General features: G+C 54.3%; 18 protein-coding genes and 3 tRNA genes. 10 read left to right on the forward strand and 11 right to left on the reverse strand.

Annotated elements, in window-relative coordinates; all coding sequences use genetic code 11:
* Positions 1-34 precede the first annotated feature (34 nt).
* Positions 35-1,063, reverse strand: a complete 1,029-nt coding sequence (gene epmB, locus HV107_RS12340) for an EF-P beta-lysylation protein EpmB (protein WP_182063356.1) — start codon at positions 1,061-1,063, stop codon at positions 35-37.
* A gap of 40 nt (positions 1,064-1,103) precedes the next feature.
* Between epmB and efp the strand changes: the two genes are divergently transcribed.
* The 3 genes from efp to ecnB all read left to right on the forward strand — a co-directional run bounded on the left by efp (position 1,104) and on the right by ecnB (position 2,115).
* Positions 1,104-1,670, forward strand: a complete 567-nt coding sequence (gene efp / locus HV107_RS12345) for an elongation factor P (RefSeq protein WP_182063357.1) — start codon at positions 1,104-1,106, stop codon at positions 1,668-1,670.
* A gap of 58 nt (positions 1,671-1,728) precedes the next feature.
* Positions 1,729-1,860, forward strand: coding sequence for an entericidin A/B family lipoprotein (locus HV107_RS12350; RefSeq protein WP_041161986.1), 132 nt, complete (start codon positions 1,729-1,731; stop codon positions 1,858-1,860).
* A gap of 108 nt (positions 1,861-1,968) precedes the next feature.
* Entirely contained in the window at positions 1,969-2,115 is a 147-nt protein-coding gene (gene ecnB, locus HV107_RS12355) for a lipoprotein toxin entericidin B (protein WP_014068593.1), read from the forward strand.
* A 40-nt stretch (positions 2,116-2,155) separates the two neighbouring features.
* Here the strand turns inward: ecnB and HV107_RS12360 are convergent, their stop codons facing one another.
* Entirely contained in the window at positions 2,156-2,755 is a 600-nt protein-coding gene (locus tag HV107_RS12360) for a LuxR C-terminal-related transcriptional regulator (protein WP_182063358.1), read from the reverse strand.
* Positions 2,756-3,018: 263 nt separating this feature from the next.
* On the opposite strand from HV107_RS12360, the gene sugE reads away from it, so the two are divergent.
* A complete protein-coding gene (gene sugE, locus HV107_RS12365; protein WP_014068595.1) occupies positions 3,019-3,336 on the forward strand; it encodes a quaternary ammonium compound efflux SMR transporter SugE in 318 nt (105 codons plus the stop codon).
* Here the strand turns inward: sugE and HV107_RS12370 are convergent.
* On the reverse strand, positions 3,333-3,863 hold the full coding sequence (locus HV107_RS12370) for a lipocalin family protein (protein WP_182063359.1): 531 nt from the start codon (positions 3,861-3,863) through the stop codon (positions 3,333-3,335). The genes sugE and HV107_RS12370 overlap by 4 nt on opposite strands.
* Positions 3,864-3,969: 106 nt before the next feature.
* Positions 3,970-5,112 carry a CMY2/MIR/ACT/EC family class C beta-lactamase gene (ampC, locus tag HV107_RS12375; RefSeq protein ID WP_409050278.1) on the reverse strand — a complete coding sequence of 381 codons (1,143 nt, stop codon included), beginning with the start codon at positions 5,110-5,112 and terminating at the stop codon, positions 3,970-3,972.
* A gap of 132 nt (positions 5,113-5,244) precedes the next feature.
* Here ampC and ampR point away from each other — a divergent pair, with 132 nt between their 5' ends.
* Positions 5,245-6,120, forward strand: coding sequence for a LysR family transcriptional regulator AmpR (gene ampR, locus HV107_RS12380; protein ID WP_182063361.1), 876 nt, complete (start codon positions 5,245-5,247; stop codon positions 6,118-6,120).
* 30 nt (positions 6,121-6,150) lie between these two features.
* Here the strand turns inward: ampR and frdD are convergent, their stop codons facing one another.
* Genes frdD through frdA form a run of 4 tightly spaced genes read right to left on the reverse strand, consistent with a single transcriptional unit; the run spans position 6,151 to position 9,444 of the window.
* Positions 6,151-6,510 carry a fumarate reductase subunit FrdD gene (gene frdD / locus HV107_RS12385; RefSeq protein ID WP_182063362.1) on the reverse strand — a complete coding sequence of 120 codons (360 nt, stop codon included), beginning with the start codon at positions 6,508-6,510 and terminating at the stop codon, positions 6,151-6,153.
* Between the two features lie 10 nt (positions 6,511-6,520).
* Entirely contained in the window at positions 6,521-6,916 is a 396-nt protein-coding gene (gene frdC / locus HV107_RS12390; RefSeq protein WP_182063363.1) for a fumarate reductase subunit FrdC, read from the reverse strand.
* A gap of 10 nt (positions 6,917-6,926) precedes the next feature.
* On the reverse strand, positions 6,927-7,661 hold the full coding sequence (locus HV107_RS12395; protein WP_182063364.1) for a succinate dehydrogenase/fumarate reductase iron-sulfur subunit: 735 nt from the start codon (positions 7,659-7,661) through the stop codon (positions 6,927-6,929).
* Positions 7,654-9,444, reverse strand: a complete 1,791-nt coding sequence (gene frdA, locus HV107_RS12400; RefSeq protein WP_182063365.1) for a fumarate reductase (quinol) flavoprotein subunit — start codon at positions 9,442-9,444, stop codon at positions 7,654-7,656. The genes HV107_RS12395 and frdA overlap by 8 nt, the downstream gene beginning before the upstream one ends.
* Before the next feature lie 310 nt (positions 9,445-9,754).
* On the opposite strand from frdA, the gene epmA reads away from it, so the two are divergent.
* The gene (gene epmA / locus HV107_RS12405; RefSeq protein ID WP_182063366.1) at positions 9,755-10,732 is read left to right on the forward strand and encodes an elongation factor P--(R)-beta-lysine ligase; all 978 of its coding nucleotides are present in this window, start codon (positions 9,755-9,757) and stop codon (positions 10,730-10,732) included.
* A 44-nt stretch (positions 10,733-10,776) separates the two neighbouring features.
* Here epmA and mscM read toward each other — a convergent pair whose 3' ends face one another.
* From mscM to rsgA, 3 genes are all read right to left on the reverse strand, one after another.
* Complete coding sequence (gene mscM, locus HV107_RS12410; protein WP_182063367.1) at positions 10,777-14,100, reverse strand: miniconductance mechanosensitive channel MscM; 3,324 nt, start codon at positions 14,098-14,100, stop codon at positions 10,777-10,779.
* Between the two features lie 19 nt (positions 14,101-14,119).
* Positions 14,120-15,088 (reverse strand): archaetidylserine decarboxylase, encoded by a 969-nt coding sequence (gene asd, locus HV107_RS12415; RefSeq protein ID WP_182063368.1) that lies wholly within the window; start codon positions 15,086-15,088, stop codon positions 14,120-14,122.
* A 97-nt stretch (positions 15,089-15,185) separates the two neighbouring features.
* The gene (gene rsgA, locus HV107_RS12420) at positions 15,186-16,238 is read right to left on the reverse strand and encodes a small ribosomal subunit biogenesis GTPase RsgA (protein WP_182063369.1); all 1,053 of its coding nucleotides are present in this window, start codon (positions 16,236-16,238) and stop codon (positions 15,186-15,188) included.
* Positions 16,239-16,345: 107 nt separating this feature from the next.
* On the opposite strand from rsgA, the gene orn reads away from it, so the two are divergent.
* The 4 genes from orn (at position 16,346) to HV107_RS12440 (ending at position 17,406) form a co-directional block, all read left to right on the forward strand.
* Positions 16,346-16,891, forward strand: coding sequence for an oligoribonuclease (orn, locus tag HV107_RS12425; RefSeq protein ID WP_182063370.1), 546 nt, complete (start codon positions 16,346-16,348; stop codon positions 16,889-16,891).
* Between the two features lie 198 nt (positions 16,892-17,089).
* Positions 17,090-17,165: transfer RNA gene (locus HV107_RS12430), tRNA-Gly, on the forward strand.
* 44 nt (positions 17,166-17,209) lie between these two features.
* Positions 17,210-17,285: transfer RNA gene (locus tag HV107_RS12435), tRNA-Gly, on the forward strand.
* Positions 17,286-17,330: 45 nt separating this feature from the next.
* Positions 17,331-17,406: transfer RNA gene (locus HV107_RS12440), tRNA-Gly, on the forward strand.
* Positions 17,407-17,496 lie beyond the last annotated feature (90 nt).

A 17,496-nucleotide genomic window follows, 5' to 3' on the forward strand; every position in this document is an offset into this window, starting at 1 on the left:
GCCTTTTTCCCTCTCCCTTGAGGGAGAGGGGAAACTAGCTCTGCCGTAGCTGCAAATCCAGTGGCGTCTTGCTTGGTTCGCCGCCAATCTCACGCGCCAGTTTAGGTACCATATAGCCTGATACCAGTGTCAGCAATTCACGCATAATCGCTCTTGCTTCCTCATCTGACACCATGAAATGTGCAGCGCCCTGGACTTTATCCAGCACGTGAATGTAGTAGGGCATTACCCCTGCATCAAATAGCGCATTGCTCAGATTCGCCAGCGCGCGGGCATTATCGTTTACTCCACGCAGTAGCACGCTCTGGTTCAGCAGTGTGACGCCAGCCTTGCGCAATCTCGCCATCGCCATACGAAAATCCTGATCTATTTCGTTGGCATGGTTAATGTGATTCACCAGCAGAATTTGCAGGGAAGAGCGCTCAAACCGGGCGGCCAGTTCGTCCGTAATGCGGGTCGGGATAACAATCGGCAAACGGCTATGGATCCGCAGACGTTTGATATGAGGAATACTCTCGAGCTGGGTTATCAGCCAGTCCAGCTCATGATCTTTTGCCATCAGCGGATCGCCACCGGAAAAGATAATCTCATCCAGCTCAGGATGCGCGGCAATGTAGTCCAGCGCGACCTGCCAGTTACGCTTGTTCCCTTGATTTTCGGCATACGGGAAGTGTCGGCGGAAGCAATAGCGACAATTTACGGCGCAGCCGCCTTTTACCAGCAGTAATGCGCGGTTCAAATACTTATGCAGCAAACCGGGCACAACGCTGTTCTGTTCTTCCAGTGGATCGGTACTGAAACCCGGCGCCGTCACAAACTCATCCTGAACAGTAAGCGTCTGTTTTAGCAGTGGATCGTCAGGATTGCCTTTCTCCATGCGCGCCACAAATGCGCGAGGAACACGCAGGGGAAATAGGCGTTTGGCCTCACGGCCGGCGAGCAAGTTCTCATGGGTTTCCAGGTCTAAAAGACGCAGTAATTCATCAGGACTGGTGATTACATCGGCAAGTTGCGATAACCAATCTTCTCTGGACGGGGTGTTTAGGGTTACAATATGCGCCATTTTGTGGCTTAGCTACCAGTTAACAAATTTAGAGGGCCTTATGGCAACGTACTATAGCAACGATTTTCGTGCTGGTCTTAAAATCATGATGGACGGCGAACCGTATGCGGTTGAAGCCAGCGAATTCGTTAAACCAGGTAAAGGCCAGGCATTTGCGCGTGTTAAGCTGCGCCGCCTGCTGACCGGTACCCGTGTAGAAAAAACCTTCAAGTCTACTGACTCTGCTGAAGGTGCCGATGTTGTCGATATGAACCTGACTTACCTCTACAACGACGGTGAGTTCTATCACTTCATGAACAACTCTACTTTCGAACAGCTGTCTGCTGACGAGAAAGCAGTAGGTGACAGCGCTAAATGGCTGCTGGATCAGGCTGAGTGCATCGTGACCCTGTGGAACGGCCAGCCTATCTCTGTGACCCCACCAAACTTCGTAGAGCTGGAAATCGTTGAAACCGATCCAGGTCTGAAGGGTGACACCGCAGGTACTGGCGGCAAGCCAGCTAAACTGTCTACTGGTGCAGTGGTTAAAGTTCCACTGTTCGTACAGACTGGCGAAGTGATCAAAGTGGATACCCGCTCCGGCGAATACGTATCCCGCGTGAAGTAATTCATGTAAATGATTAATGGCGCAGCGCCCGCTGCGCCTGTTTTTGCAGGCAGGGATGATGAAACGTACCGTTAAAATTCTGCTTCTGTTGGCGCTGTCCGGCGCGTTCCTTTCCGGGTGTAATACTGCACGCGGTGTCGGCGAAGATATCAAAGATCTTGGCCATGTGATTTCTCACGCAGCCAGCTAATTTCGTCTAATTCTCCTAAAATCGCTTCCCGGGCCGTCAAATGACGGGATCTTGTCTATCCTTAAGTTGCTATCAACAAAATAACTTTGGCTATAAAAGGAAGATATTATGGTTAAGAAGACAATTGCAGCGATCTTTTCTGTCCTGGTACTTTCTTCAGTTTTAACCGCCTGTAATACCACGCGTGGCGTCGGTCAGGATATTTCTGAAGGTGGTAGCGCAATTTCTGGTGCAGCAACAAAAGCGCAGAACTAATGATATTAAGACGGTACGTCGTGTAGATCTCCTCGTACCGTCAATTCTCCACTTCTTGCAGGGATAAAAACGGCGAAAAACGTGTATCCATATGCAGTTTCATACGGATGTTGCGTTTGTAGGTATAAACCGTTTTCCCGTTGATACTCAAATGGCTGGCAATCTTCTGATTGCTTGCGCCATCCATCCACAGCGTAAGCACTTTCTCTTCCTGGCGGGTTAACAACGGTGCTGCGATTTGCGGTATTTCAATGCTGGCGCAGGATGTCAGTGCATCGTTAATCACCGTGGCCAGCTGTTCGAGTCCGGCATTTTTCAACAGACAGGACCAGACCGGGAACTGCTCCAGGTAATTTGCCATCTCTTGTTCTTCGCCCGACTGCAACAAAATAAAGGGCAGCGTTTCGCAGGATTTCAGCAAAGAAGAGAGCTGCTGGAAATGGTGAATATCCTGTTTGAAGCCGTGTAAATCAGCAATCACCAACGTTGGCTTCCACTGTAGGATGTGCTCCCGGGCCAGGAAAAGATTATTCAAACCGGTCACAACATAGTTGCCCGGGAACAGGCCAGAATGATTGAGCCATGCTTCAAACCCAGCGCGGGTGAAGTGACAACGGTCAATCAAAAGAATTTTGAACATATTTTTTTCGCAGTCGGCTAGTGGTTTGGCTTCCTGCCATCAGAAAGCACATCATCATAGAGAAGTCGGATGAGTGATAAATGCCTGAACTACGCGCCATACTGCGGCTATTTCTTGCCTTAACAAGTTCAGCATAAATGGATTGAAAAAAAATCGGTCGTTAACCAAAATATACCGCCTAATCTCTGCCTTGCGGGACGACCCGTAAGCGCATCTGTTCATCGGGGACGGCCCCAACTTGCATTTAAGTTAAGGAGCCAGATATGTCCTGGATTATTCTTGTCATTGCCGGTTTGCTTGAGGTTGTTTGGGCAATCGGTCTGAAGTACACCCACGGCTTTACCCGTCTGATGCCCAGCCTGATTACCGTTACTGCGATGGTTGTCAGTATTGCGCTGCTGTCGTGGGCGATGCGCACGCTGCCGGTAGGCACGGCTTATGCCGTCTGGACGGGGATTGGCGCTGTCGGGGCGGCAATTACGGGGATTTTGCTGCTGGGTGAATCGGCGAGTCTGGCACGTATCGCCAGCCTCGCCTTGATTGTCGCCGGAATTATTGGTTTAAAACTCAGCGCACATTAATGGGGTTGTTCCACCCAGATTAATTTCGTCACATCAAATCCCTGCCGGGTCGCGACGTCCAGCATCTGCTGTTTCATTTCACTTGAGATGGTTGGCGTGCGGGAGAGTATCCAGAGGTAGTCGCGATCCGGCCCACAGACCAGCGCATGACGGTATTCTCTGTCCAGGGCTATCACGTTATACCCGCCATAGAAGGGACCAAAGAAAGAGACTTTAAGCGCCGCCCGATTTGGGCTGCCGGTAAAGTAGGCTTGTCCAATCGCCTGTTGCCACATGCCGCGGTCAGGGTTATAGCCGCGATTAATCACCTGAATCCCGCCATCATCCATCGAGCTGTAGTTCGCGGTGACTTTCTGCAAACCCCGCTCAAAACGGTGATCAAAACGGGCAATTTCATACCACGTTCCGAGGAATCGCTGTGCATCGAAATTGTTGACGACGGTGACACCCGCTGGTGGGGTCGGAGAGCTACAGGCAACCACTAAAAACGCGGCTGTCACTGCGGCGATAACAGGCAGAATGCGCATAAGTGTTTCCTTACCGGTTTTTTGTTAAGTGTAGATGAGGGCAAGGAAAATGTGGGTTTACCGTGGTGTGTTTTGCCGGGTAGCGCTAACGCCACCCGGCACTGTTTTACTGTAGCGCGCTCAAAATACGGTACGCTGTCTCTACCCTTGCAGGATTCGGATAGCTTTTGTTCGCCAGCATCACGATGCCGAGTTGCTGTTCAGGAATAAACGCAACGTAACCGCCAAAACCACCGGTTGACCCCGTTTTATGCACCCAGGAGGCTTTTACCGGTGGCGCTGGCGGAGTGACTTCTGCCGCAGGTAAGGGTGCCAGTGCAATCTTGTTATCACTGCCATCCACTACCGTTTTAGCGTCCACGGGCCAGTTCAGCATTTCCCAGCCCAGCCCCTGATACATTGAGCCAACCCGCCAGTAGCGAGACTGCGCAAGGGCAATACCTTGCTTAAGATACGCATCAGCGACGGTATCTGGCGCCATGTTGGCCATCACCCAGCGGGACATATCCTGGATATTCGTCTTCACGCCATAGGCTTGCGCATCCAGCATTCCAGGCGAAACATGAACCGGTTTGCCGTCACGATAGCCCCATGCGTAATGTTTCTCTTCCGATTTCGGAACCGTAATCCAGGTATGTGTTAGCTTCAGCGGCTGAAACACACGCGTGGTCATGGCCTGCTCAAAACTCATACCGGAAGGTTTAACCGCCAGCACGCCGAAAAGGCCAATACTGGCGTTCGCATAAAGGCGCGTTGTCCCGGGTTTCCACTGTGGCTGCCAGTGCTGGTAGAAATTCAGCAGCGAAGCGTTGTCAGTGACCTTATCCGGAACTTGTAACGGCAGGCCACCGGCGGTGTAGGTTGCCAGATCCAGCAGACGGATCCCCTGCCACTGTTTGCCTGTCAGTTCAGGCCAGTATTGTGTTGCCGGGTCGCTCAGTGAAATTTCATGGCGGGCAACGGCATCGCCTCCCAGCACGCCGGTGAAGGTTTTACTGATGGAGCCCAGCTCGAATAATGTCTGTTGTGTGACGGGCACGCGAGCCGCGACATCGACTTCCCCGAAGGTGAAATAGTGCGGTTTGCCCTGATAAATAACCGCCACCGCCATACCGGGGATGGCCTGCGCTTTCATCAGGGGAGTCACGGCGCGTTCAACCACATTAGCCAACTGTTTTTCTGACATCGTCCCGGCAAGGGCTGAACAGGAGGCGGTGAGCAGCAGAGCGCAGCAAAGTGATTTTTTCATGAGATATCTTCCGTAATAGCGAGTCAAGGGAATGTCCGGGCCCATCAGACGAGCGTAGTCTGTTGGATTTGACTGTGCATGACAAACGGTTAAATTTAGCAGGAGCTGTTAATTTTTCTAACGGACAAGACCATGACGCGCAGCTATATTCCCCTTAATTCGCTTCGTGCATTCGAAGCCGCCGCCAGGCACCTCAGCTTTACTCATGCGGCGATTGAGCTGAATGTCACCCATTCCGCCATTAGCCAGCAGGTGAAAGCACTGGAGCAGCACCTTAACTGCCAGCTGTTCGTGCGCGTCTCTCGTGGCCTGATGCTGACCACGGAAGGTGAGAATTTATTGCCGGTGCTGAACGACTCTTTTGATCGCATTGCCGGAATGCTGGACCGCTTTAGCCGTCATCGGGCGCAGGAAAAACTCAAAATTGGCGTTGTCGGGACCTTCGCTACCGGTTGTTTATTTCCGCTGCTTGAGGATTTTCGCCGCAGTTACCCGCATATTGACCTCCAGCTTTCCACGCATAACAACCGGGTCGATCCGGCCGCCGAAGGGCTGGATTACACGATCCGCTACGGTGGAGGTGCATGGCATGGCACTGAGGCCATTTTTCTTTGCGCAGCGCCGCTGGCTCCTCTTTGCTCGCCGGAGTTCGCCGACAGGCTGCACGCGCCCGCTGATATTCTGAAATTTACCCTTCTGCGTTCCTATCGACGTGATGAATGGTCGGCATGGATGCAGGCCGCAGGTGAACCACCACCTTCACCGACACATCGGGTTATGGTGTTTGATTCATCCGTTACCATGCTGGAAGCCGCGCAGGCGGGCGTGGGGATTGCCATCGCACCGGTCGACATGTTTGCCCATCTGCTGAATAGCGAGCGTATCGTGCAGCCGTTTGCCACGCAGATCGATCTTGGCAGTTACTGGCTAACGCGATTGCAGTCACGGACTGAAACCCCTGCAATGCACGAGTTTGCGCTGTGGCTGGTGGGGAAGATGCAGAAATAAAAAGGCCCGCCGGATGGCGGGCCTTTTCAGTCAGATGGTGACCACGGCAATCAGCGTGACCACGGTCAGAATGGTTGCCAGACCGTAGAATACCCATTTGCCGCTCGGGACATGGATTTTCAGGTCATGCATCGCATGGTGAATACGATGCAGACCACACCACAGCGGCAGGACAATCATCAGGAAGATGAATACGCGGCCAATAAAGCTGCCCGCAAACGCCAGCACGCGATCGTAGCCAAGCGCATCGCCCGGGAACAGCCCCAGCGGCAGCATAATGCCAACCAGCAGGATGATAACCGGCGCGATGATGGCGCTCCACATGCCGCCTGCGCCAAACAGACCCCAGAAGACCGGCTCGTCTGAACGTTTTGGATTTGGATTGATCACAGTAGTCTCCTTACCAGAACAGTGCGACAAACAGAATGACCACAGTGACTATCGCCGTCACTGCCCACAGCCCTTTAATGACCGGCTCTGGCCCCATTTTCTCGCCTTTTACGATGATATTCGCCGCTTTTGGTGCCAGTTCAAACCAGGTTTTAGTATGAAGCAGCGCCGCTGCAAGCACGAGAAGGTTCAGGATCACCACAATCGGGTTTTGCAGGAAGCCCACAAAATTCGCCCAGGTTTCCGGGCCATGTTTGAGGGCAAACACTCCGTACATCAGTTCAATGCTAAACCAGACCGCCGGTACAGCCGTGCCTTCACGCAGCATATAGAAGCGATAAAACGGCAGATTTTTCCACCAGGTGGACGGCATTGGCCGCACGTAGGCTTTGCGTTTAGTCGTCATCATGCACTCCTTAGCGTGGTTTCAGGGTAGCGATAAGAAAGTCTTTCGAGCTTTCAACTTTACCCTGCTGAATGGCGGCGGCCGGATCGACATGCTTCGGACAGACTTCGGAGCAGTAACCGACAAAAGTACAGCTCCAGACGCCGTTCTGGCTGTTAAGCTGCGCCATACGTTCTTTTTTACCGTGGTCGCGGCTGTCTTCGTTATAGCGATGCGCCAGGGTAATGGCCGCCGGGCCGATGAACTCTTTATTCAGACCGAACTGCGGACAGGCGGCATAGCACAGGCCGCAGTTGATGCAGCCGGAGAACTGATGGTATTTCGCCATCTGCGCCGGGGTCTGGGTGTTTGGCCCCTGATCCGGTGTGCGCGGGTTGCCGATGATGTACGGCTTAATTGCTTCCAGGCTTTCGATAAAGTGGGTCATATCGACCACCAGATCGCGCTCGATCGGGAAGTTGCCCAGCGCTTCAACCTTGATACCTTTGGTGTATTCGCGCAGGAAGGTCTTACAAGCCAGCTTTGGCACCTTGTTGACCATCATGCCGCAGGAGCCGCAAATTGCCATACGGCAGGACCAGCGGTAGCTCAGGTCTGGTGCCAGGTTGTCTTTAATGTAGCCGAGCGCATCCAGCAGGGAGGTTTGCTCGTCGTAAGGCACTTCGTAGAAAGCGCTGTGCGGGGCGGAGTCCACTTCCGGGTTGTAGCGCACCACTTCAACTTTCAGTTTTTGCATCTCAGCCATTCGCCTTCTCCTTCTTCTCGGCGGCTTCTGCTTCTGCACCGTAAACGCGTTTCGCCGGCGGCAATGTGGTGATCTTCACGTCGCTGTAGTCCAGACGCGTGGTCCCATCCGCATCGCGCCAGGCGAGGGTGTGTTTCAGGAAGTTGACATCGTCACGTTCGGTGCAGCCTTCATCCAGACGCTGATGGGCGCCGCGTGACTCTTTACGGGCCAGCGCAGAGTGCGCCATACATTCGGCCACGTTCAGGCCGTGTCCCAGTTCAATGGTGTACAGCAGGTCGGTATTGAACACGCTGGAGGTATCGGTGATACGCACACGCTTGAAGCGCTCCTGCAACTCCGCCAGCTTATCGACGGTTTTTTGCATCAGCTCTGGCGTACGGTAAATACCACAGCCTTCTTCCATCGACAGGCCCATTTCATCGCGGATTTTCGACCAGTTTTCATTACCTTCCTGGTTGACGAGGTCTTTCAGGCGTTTTTCAACGTCTGCAACCTGTGCATCCAGTGCGGCGCTGTTGGCTTCGCCCGCTGTGGCGGCACGCTCCATCGCGCGCTCGCCCGCCATGCGACCAAAGACGACCAGCTCTGCCAGTGAGTTCGATCCCAGACGGTTGGCGCCATGCAGGCCCACGGAGGAGCACTCGCCCACGGCGAACAGGCCTTTGATACGGGTTTCACACTGCTGATCGGTTTCGATGCCGCCCATGGTGTAGTGCGCGGTTGGACGCACCGGAATCGGCTCTTTCACCGGATCGACGCCCACATAGGCTTTTGACAGTTCACAGATGAACGGCAGACGTTCCAGTAATTTCTTCTCGCCCAGGTGACGCAGGTCGAGGTAGACCACATCGCCGCGCGGGGTAGGGATGGTGTTGCCTTTACGCCACTCGTGCCAGAAAGCCTGGGACACTTTGTCGCGTGGGCCAAGCTCCATATATTTGTTCTTCGGCTCGCCGAGCGGGGTTTCCGGGCCCATGCCGTAATCCTGCAAATAGCGGTAGCCGTTTTTGTTGACCAGAATCCCGCCTTCACCACGGCAACCTTCCGTCATCAGAATGCCAGAACCCGGCAGGCCAGTTGGGTGATACTGGACAAACTCCATATCACGCAGTGGTACGCCGTGGCTGAGCGCCATACCCATCCCGTCGCCGGTGACGATCCCGCCGTTGGTGTTGTAGCGGTAAACACGGCCAGCGCCGCCGGTTGCCATCACCACGGCTTTCGCGCGGATTTGTACCAGTGTGCCTTCCATCATGTTCATCGCCACCAGACCGCGCGCTTCGCCGTCATCCACGAGGATGTCGAGAACGAAATGTTCATCAAAGCGCTGAATTTGTGGGAACTGAAGGGAGGTCTGGAACAGGGTATGTAGCATGTGGAAGCCGGTTTTATCGGCGGCGAACCAGGTGCGTTCGATTTTCATCCCGCCGAAGCGGCGAACGTTCACGCTGCCATCCGGGCGGCGACTCCACGGGCATCCCCACTGTTCGAGCTGGGTCATTTCCGTTGGACAATGGTGCACGAAGTAGTCGACGACATCCTGTTCGCAAAGCCAGTCACCCCCTGCAACCGTGTCGTGGAAATGGTATTCGAAGCTATCATGATCCTGCGCGACGGCGGCGGATCCCCCTTCAGCGGCAACCGTGTGGCTGCGCATAGGGTAGACTTTTGAAATCAGTGCGATTTTAGCGTTTGGATTAGCCTGAGCTGCTGCAATTGCAGCACGTAATCCAGCACCGCCAGCGCCTATAACGGCAAGATCGGCTTGAAAAGTTTGCACGACATTCCTCCAGGTTTTTGTTATTTCGCAATGCGATGAACTAAAGGTAGCTCACCTGCCCGGGCGGGCTATCGCGAAAGCGTTTCCACTGCTCCTTTATGGGTAAAACAGTATAACCGTGTGGATGTGAGGGAAATTTGACGTGTTCGATTTTTTTGCTGTTATGTGCAATGATTTATCATTGTGATTGATGAATTACGTCACGAAATAACAGCCTTCAATGAAATCCGCTAATTTACTGCGCAAAATTTGTCTCTGTCTCCGCTAACGAGTAGACTTCGTGCCCTTGTGTGAAATCGGAGAAGAACTCATGAGCGAAACGGCCACCTGGCAGCCGAGCGCGTCCATCCCTAATTTGTTAAAACGCGCAGCAATTATGGCGGAGATCCGCCGTTTCTTTGCCGATCGCGGTGTACTTGAGGTGGAAACGCCGTGCATGAGTCAGGCAACGGTTACCGATATTCATTTGGTCCCGTTCGAAACCCGTTTTGTTGGTCCTGGCCATTCACAGGGCATGAATCTGTATCTGATGACCAGCCCGGAATACCACATGAAGCGCCTGCTGGCTGCGGGCTGTGGCCCGGTGTATCAGCTGTGCCGCAGCTTCCGCAATGAAGAGATGGGACGTCACCATAACCCGGAATTCACCATGCTGGAGTGGTATCGCCCGCATTATGATATGTACCGCCTGATGAATGAGGTGGACGATCTGCTGCAACAGGTACTGGATTGCGCGGAAGCCGAAACGCTCTCCTATCAACAGGCGTTCCAGCGCTATCTGGAAATTGATCCGCTGTCAGCCGACAAAACGCAGTTGCGTGAAGTGGCGGCTAAGCTTGATTTAAGCAACGTGGCGGATACTGAAGAAGACCGCGATACGCTGCTGCAACTGCTGTTCACCTTTGGCGTTGAGCCGCAGATTGGCAAAGACCGGCCTGCTTTTGTTTACCACTTCCCGGCAAGCCAGGCTTCTCTGGCGCAGATCAGCACCGAAGATCACCGCGTGGCGGAACGCTTTGAGGTTTACTACAAAGGCATTGAGCTGGCGAACGGGTTCCACGAACTGACCGATGCTCGCGAACAGCAGCAGCGCTTTGAGCAGGACAACCGCAAGCGTAATGCGCGTGGCCTGCCGCAGCAGCCGATTGATACCAATCTGCTGGAGGCCCTGAAAGCCGGTCTGCCAGATTGCTCCGGCGTGGCGCTGGGTGTTGACCGCCTGGTGATGCTGGCGCTGGGGGCCGAGCAGTTGGGTGATGTGATTGCCTTTACGGTTGATCGCGCCTGATAGCACTTCACGGTGTGCGGCCAACAGGCCGCACACCGCTTACACTACAAACTTCCCGCCGGGCGCTTACGCGCCGCTGATGTCACCGTTCTTGCTGTCTTACGACCATCCAGACTTTCCAGACGCATCTGGAATGGAGGGAACGGCATATCGATACCGTGTTCGCGGAAGCCAGCCAGAATCAGCTGGTGGATCTCGTGGCGCAGCGGCATTCGGTGGCCCATTTCAGCCGCATAAATTCGCAGCTCAAAAATCTGGATCCCCTGCTGTAAATCGACCAGGAAAACTTCCGGTGCCGGGTTGTCTATCACCAGCGAGCAGCGCTCTGCGGCGGTGTACAGGATCTGCGTCACCTCTTCGCTGTTCGCATCGGATGGCGCAGGCACAGTCAGCACCACACGCGTAACGGAGTCTGACAGCGACCAGTTGATAAACTGCTCGGTGATAAACGCCTTATTTGGCACGATGATCTCTTTACGGTCCCAGTCGCTGATCGTTGTCGCACGGGTGTTGATCCTGGTGACGCTGCCGGTTAAATCGCGGATCGTCACCGTATCGCCAATGCGGATCGGTTTTTCAAACAGGATGATCAGGCCGGAAACAAAGTTGGCAAAAATCTCCTGCAAGCCAAAGCCCAGGCCAACGGTCAGTGCGGCAACCAGCCACTGTAGCTTCGACCACTCAATACCAATCATCGAGAAGCCAACCAGCCCACCAAACAGCATGATCAGATATTTGGTGATGGTGGTAATGGCATATCCCGTACCTGGCGCTAAATCCAGGTGTTGCAGCAGCGCCAGCTCCAGCAGAGCAGGGAAGTTACGGATAAGCTGCGTGGTGATGATCAGCACCAGAATCGCAATCAGCACCGCGCCCAGGGTGATAGGTTCGAGGCTTTCGACGCCCTGTACCGTCGAGGTGACATCCCACAGCGAAATGTTTTCGAGGAAACCAAACGCAGAGTGGATCTCAGACCACAGGAAAATCACCGAGAGCAGGGCAATCAGCATCAGGATCGAGCGTACCAGTCGCAGGGACTGGGTACTGATAGCATCAAGATCCAGTTCAACATCATCCGCGTCGGTGTTTCCTTCCGTGCTGTTGGTATGGTGCGATTCCTCTTCACCCCGCGCACGCTGCGCGAGGATCTCCGCGCGGCGGTGCTTGGCACGATCGAACGCCAGCCTGCGGCGCTGGATAAGCATCCATCGGCGGATGACGTGGTAGACCACCAGGAGCAGGAACCAGATGGCGACTGACGTTTCCAGTCGCGCCAGCAGCGCCTGCGCCGTGGCCAGATACCCGACAGCTGCCGCCAGGATCGCCGCCAGCGGGGCGCTGAGCAGCAGGTTCCACAGCAGGCGGTTAAACATGTTTTCGCCGCTGCCGGTTTTGTCGAGATACAGCGGAATACCAGCGCGCTTAAGGCTTAACGTCACCATCGCCAGCGCGCCACAAATCAACATGAAGCACAGGCGGCCCAGCGAGCCGGAGAATTCACGGTCATTGAGATTATCGAACATGATAAGCGCCATGATCAGTGGCACGATAAGCCCGATGCTCATCAGGTAGTAACGCATGGCTCGCGCCACGCGATTACGTGGCCAGCCAAAGTGGGCAATGAACAGACCGTTCGGACGGGCGAATGTGGCGCAAATCATCACTACCCACAGCAGCGGAACAGTGGCGGTCACACCATCACCAATGGCCACCGCCAGCGGATAAGGCCAGGCTTCCCGCAGGCCGTAACCGAGCGTCATCCACAGCACAGGCAGCGGCGAGGCAACGAGAATCGACCAGAATACCGTGCGTAGCGTTAGCCAGAAGTGATCCTGGGTCACCTTACCGACGCGCGCACTGGAGCGTTCCAGGAAGCGAGTGAAGTGCCTGCGCGAGTAAATACTACAACCCACCAGAATCAATGCTCCCAGCAGCGGGAAGATAGTCTCTTTGCTGGTGAGCATCATCACGCTGGCCTGGCCCAGTTGGCTGAAGGTATCCATCGAGATGAGGCGGCGCAGATCCTGCACGATTTCAATCGGCCAGGAGAAGGTCATTGGGCGGACGTCAGAGGTCCAGAACAGGTAGCGGTGCGTTGCCTCGTTCACTTCTTTCAGCGCATCTTCAAGCTGGCTGTTAGAGACTTTCAGCTTGGTGAGTTCGAGGATAAGCGTATCGCCACCCTGAAGCAGTGAATTCAGCAGCTCGCGCTGGGTGCGCATTTGTGCGTCAAGAATTCGGTTTTGCTCACTGGTCAGCGGCTGCCCGTCGGCCTGACGGATCTGGCGGATTTGCGGCTGTTTGTTAAGGAGATCTTCAAAATGCAGGCGCTGGACGCGCAGTTGCGCCATTTCAGTATCAAGCTGTTGTGGCTTTGGCATTTCCGGCAAGCGGGCAACCTGCGCACGTAGCGCTTCGCCCAGCAGGTTTGAGGAGCCGAGCCACTGGGATTGCTCGCGCAGGGTATTCAGCGCCTGGCGTACCTGCAAGGTTTGGTTAGTGGCCTGACGCTGTTGCGATGCCACCAGATCCATACGCTGTGCTTGCTGGTTCAGGGCGGCCGAAAGCTCGCGGTTGACCTTAAACTGATCGACAATCCCGACGGGCAGGTTATCGCTGTTTTCGGCAAGTAATTCAGTGCTTTCCAGCGCCCGTTCGGCTTCACGCTGGCGCTGGCTGTTTAACTGGTTACGCAAGGCCTGTAACCAGGCATCCAGCTGCTGGCTCTGTTTTTGCGCCAGCTCAGAACGCATCCGCGACAGCTCCTGGCGGTTGTTGGCAGAAAGCTGCGCCAGCTCCAGCTCATCCACCAGGGCTTTGAGTCTGGCGGATTCAGCCTGAATCCCCAGATTCTGCGCCTGGTTTAGCGGGGTATTACCGGTCTGTGTTCCGACACGTCGCTCGACTTCACTGAGCTGGCGGCGGGCATCGGTTTGCTGTTGTGGAAGCTGGTTGAGCGAGTCGGCAATTTCACGTGCACGCTCCTGCTCCTGCTGAGCCATGCGACTCTTTTCCAGAAGCTGGCTGCTGACTTGCAGGATCTCCTGGTTAAGCGCGTCGGAGGTCATGCCCTCAGGCACCACGCGTGGTTCATCGCGCAGATTATTAAGCTGCGTGCGCAGCGTTTGCGAAAGTTTGGGGAAGTTATCGATAACCTGCTGATATTGCTGAGCGCGCTCAAGGGAACCTTTGCGTTCCTCAAGCGCGTTCAGCGCGGCCTGGAGGGCTTCGACGGTTTCAGGCTGTGCGGGTTTTGCCGCTTTTGCCTGCTCCAGCTCCTGGGTTATCTGTTTGGCGTCGGGGGCTGTCGCTGCGTACGCCCCCATGCTGAGGCACCAGGCCATCAGTAGTACGATAATCGGGCGCACGTCAGCGGTCCTTCTGTTGTTAGCCTTCGTCTTTTTTGTCGTCAACCAGTGGGCTGGCGTCGTGCTCTGCTGTTACCTCTTCTTCTGCCAGCGGAGCAGGCTCTGCGTCCGGCGTGGCGAAGGTTTCAGTAGAAACGGCCAGCGGCTGACCCAGTTTCGTTACTGACAGGCTTTCCAGCTGCTCTGCAAGGTTAACTTTACCCGGTGCAAACAGGTTGATAACCGTAGAGCCCAGCTTGAAGCGGCCCATTTCCTGGCCTTTCAGCAGTGCCACGGAGCCTTCTGCTTCGCCCGCAGGCCATGTCCAGCGCTTGATAACACCTTCACGTGGCGGGGTGATGGTGCCCGCCCATACGGTTTCAATGCTGCCTACAATGGTAGCACCCACCAGAATCTGCGCCATTGGGCCAAATTCAGTATCAAACAGGCAGATGACGCGTTCGTTACGGGCGAACAGGTTCGGGACGTTCTGCGCGGTCAGGTGGTTCACAGAGAACAGGTCACCTGGCACATAGATCATTTCACGCAGGATGCCGTTGCATGGCATATGCACGCGGTGATAGTCGCGCGGCGAAAGATAGGTGGTAGCGAATGACCCATTGCGGAACAGGTCAGCCATCAGGTAATTACCCGCCAGCAGCGCTTCCAGGCTGTAGTTGTGGCCTTTCGCCTGCAAAATTTTGTCGTCTTCGATTTTACCGAGCTGGCTGATGACGCCGTCAGCAGGCATGACCAGCACGTTAGGATCGGTGTTTACCGGGCGAACGTCTTCGCGCAGGGGACGGACGAAGAACTCGTTGAAAGTGCGGTAGCTGGCTGTGTCCGGCTTCTGCGCCTCTTTCATATCGACCTTGTAGTATTTCACGAACAGGTCGATGACCAGTTTGGTCAGCCAGCCAGCTCGTTTGCTCGCGCCCCAGCCCGCCAGGCGAGTGAGCCACAGTTTTGGCAGAATGTATTGAAGCGAAAGTTTAAATGAGTTTAACAAGGTAGCCTCCAGGCCATTGTTTTGTCGTTCCTGATCCGGCATTACGCTGCCGGAACCTGAAAAAAGGGGACGATTTTAGCGATGCTTAGCTTAGTTGTCAGTTATCAGAATCAGAAAAGTTTTTACGCGTTTTTACGTCTTCCATGCTCTCAAGAATGCGGTGATAGTTTTCAAAGCGGGTTTCCGCAATTTCACCGTTCTCTACCGCTTCGCGGATAGCGCAACCCGGATCGTTATCGTGTTTGCAGTCGCGATATTTGCAAGCGCCTAAATAATCATGGAATTCGACAAAACCGTTGAAGATTTGTTCCGGCTCGAGGTGCCAGAGGCCGAATTCACGCACGCCCGGGGAGTCGATCACGTCGCCGCCATGGGGGAAGTGATACAGCCGCGAGGCGGTGGTGGTGTGCTGGCCCAGACCCGAGACATTGGACACATCGTTAGTCAGGATCTCTTGCTGGAGGCCAAGCAGGTTATTCAGCAGGCTGGATTTACCCACGCCGGATTGACCTGCAAAGATGCTGATCCGATCGGTCAGCGCTTCTTCTAACGGTTTCAGCCCATCTTTGGTGTGGCTGGAGACCATCAGCACGCGATAACCAATCTTGCGGTAGATATCCATCTGCTCGTTAACAAAGGCCATGCCGTCGTCATCCAGCAGATCGATTTTGTTCAACACGATGATCGGTTCAACCTGAAGCGTTTCGCAAGCAACGAGGTAGCGGTCGATGATATTGAGCGAAAGCTCCGGCAAAATCGCCGAAACGATGACGATCTGGTCAATGTTGGCAGCAATCGGTTTTACGCCATCATAGAAATCAGGGCGGGTCAGTACCGACGTGCGTTCATGCACGGCTTCAACGATACCTTTCACCGTCACGCCTTCCGCGGCTTCTTTGCCTGGACGCCAGACCACGCGGTCACCGGTAACCAGTGAACGGATGGTGCGACGGATATTACAACGGTGGATATCCCCGCCGGCGGATTCGACATCGGCATGCATACCAAAACGGCTAATCACGACACCTTCTGTCGCTTCGCCAAACAGGTTGTCGTCGTAATCCGGCTTCTCCGAAGTGGTTTTAAGACGGCGCTGGTGATTGGCGTTGACGCGGCGCTGCTGCCCTTTGGAGAGTTTATTTTTACTCAATCGCACTGGCTCCTGGTCGCCCGTGATGGGCAAAACCTCTATGATACACTCTAATTAATACTAGTTAACCTGCTACTGCCGGTTATGCGAGAAGGGTGGAAAATAACATGAGCGCAGATGAAAACAACCTGATTTGGATTGATCTTGAAATGACAGGGCTGGATCCCGAGCGCGATCGCATTATTGAGATTGCCACGCTGGTCACCGATGCAAACCTCAATATTCTGGCCGAAGGGCCAACCATTGCCGTTCACCAGTCTGATGAACAACTTGCGCTGATGGATGACTGGAACGTGCGTACCCACACCGGCAGCGGGCTGGTGGAGCGTGTGAAAGCCAGTACGCAGGGCGATCGTGAGGCGGAGCTTGCGACCATTGAGTTTCTGAAACAGTGGGTTCCGGAAGGGAAATCACCTATCTGCGGTAACAGCATTGGCCAGGATCGCCGTTTCCTGTTTAAGTACATGCCGGAACTGGAAGCTTACTTCCACTACCGTTATCTGGATGTCAGCACCCTGAAAGAGCTGGCGCGTCGCTGGAAACCTGAAATTCTGGACGGCTTTAAAAAACAGGGCACCCATCAGGCGATGGACGATATCCGTGAGTCTGTAGCGGAACTGGCTTACTACCGCGAGAATTTCATTAAGCTGTGATTTTTGAGGCCCGGCACCCTTGCGCTGCCGGGTTTTTGTCGCTAAATTGTGCAGCTTGCTGATTAATTAATCATTTGAACAAGATTTCGAAAAAATCGCGTTCAGGGGGGTTGCAGCTAAAAGGATTTCTCGTATAATGCGCCTCCCGTAACGACAGAGAATTACACGTTACGACAGCAACAAAAGCAGTACAGATTTGCGGGAATAGCTCAGTTGGTAGAGCACGACCTTGCCAAGGTCGGGGTCGCGAGTTCGAGTCTCGTTTCCCGCTCCAAAATTTGAAAGTATCGCAAGATACGCCAGCACCAGAACACCCAAGCGGGAATAGCTCAGTTGGTAGAGCACGACCTTGCCAAGGTCGGGGTCGCGAGTTCGAGTCTCGTTTCCCGCTCCAAAATTTGAAAGTATCGCAAGATACGCACAGCACCAGAACACCCAAGCGGGAATAGCTCAGTTGGTAGAGCACGACCTTGCCAAGGTCGGGGTCGCGAGTTCGAGTCTCGTTTCCCGCTCCAAATTCTTCTTCTTCTCTAAAAAATCCACAGCGGAATAGTTCGTTGGGGACGTTTTCTATTGCATCTGAAATACTACTATAAACAGAGTTA

The sequence above is a fragment of the Enterobacter sp. RHBSTW-00175 genome, from assembly GCF_013927005.1.
Lineage (GTDB): Bacteria > Pseudomonadota > Gammaproteobacteria > Enterobacterales > Enterobacteriaceae > Enterobacter.

Bases quoted from the DNA above. Each gene is read 5' to 3' on its own strand.
- epmB (WP_182063356.1), bottom strand. From the start codon at position 1,063: ATGGCGCATATTGTAACCCTAAACACCCCGTCCAGAGAAGATTGGTTA.
- efp (WP_182063357.1), top strand. From the start codon at position 1,104: ATGGCAACGTACTATAGCAACGATTTTCGTGCTGGTCTTAAAATCATG.
- HV107_RS12350 (WP_041161986.1), top strand. From the start codon at position 1,729: ATGAAACGTACCGTTAAAATTCTGCTTCTGTTGGCGCTGTCCGGCGCG.
- ecnB (WP_014068593.1), top strand. From the start codon at position 1,969: ATGGTTAAGAAGACAATTGCAGCGATCTTTTCTGTCCTGGTACTTTCT.
- HV107_RS12360 (WP_182063358.1), bottom strand. From the start codon at position 2,755: ATGTTCAAAATTCTTTTGATTGACCGTTGTCACTTCACCCGCGCTGGG.
- sugE (WP_014068595.1), top strand. From the start codon at position 3,019: ATGTCCTGGATTATTCTTGTCATTGCCGGTTTGCTTGAGGTTGTTTGG.
- HV107_RS12370 (WP_182063359.1), bottom strand. From the start codon at position 3,863: ATGCGCATTCTGCCTGTTATCGCCGCAGTGACAGCCGCGTTTTTAGTG.
- ampC (WP_409050278.1), bottom strand. From the start codon at position 5,112: ATGAAAAAATCACTTTGCTGCGCTCTGCTGCTCACCGCCTCCTGTTCA.
- ampR (WP_182063361.1), top strand. From the start codon at position 5,245: ATGACGCGCAGCTATATTCCCCTTAATTCGCTTCGTGCATTCGAAGCC.
- frdC (WP_182063363.1), bottom strand. From the start codon at position 6,916: ATGACGACTAAACGCAAAGCCTACGTGCGGCCAATGCCGTCCACCTGG.
- HV107_RS12395 (WP_182063364.1), bottom strand. From the start codon at position 7,661: ATGGCTGAGATGCAAAAACTGAAAGTTGAAGTGGTGCGCTACAACCCG.
- epmA (WP_182063366.1), top strand. From the start codon at position 9,755: ATGAGCGAAACGGCCACCTGGCAGCCGAGCGCGTCCATCCCTAATTTG.
- orn (WP_182063370.1), top strand. From the start codon at position 16,346: ATGAGCGCAGATGAAAACAACCTGATTTGGATTGATCTTGAAATGACA.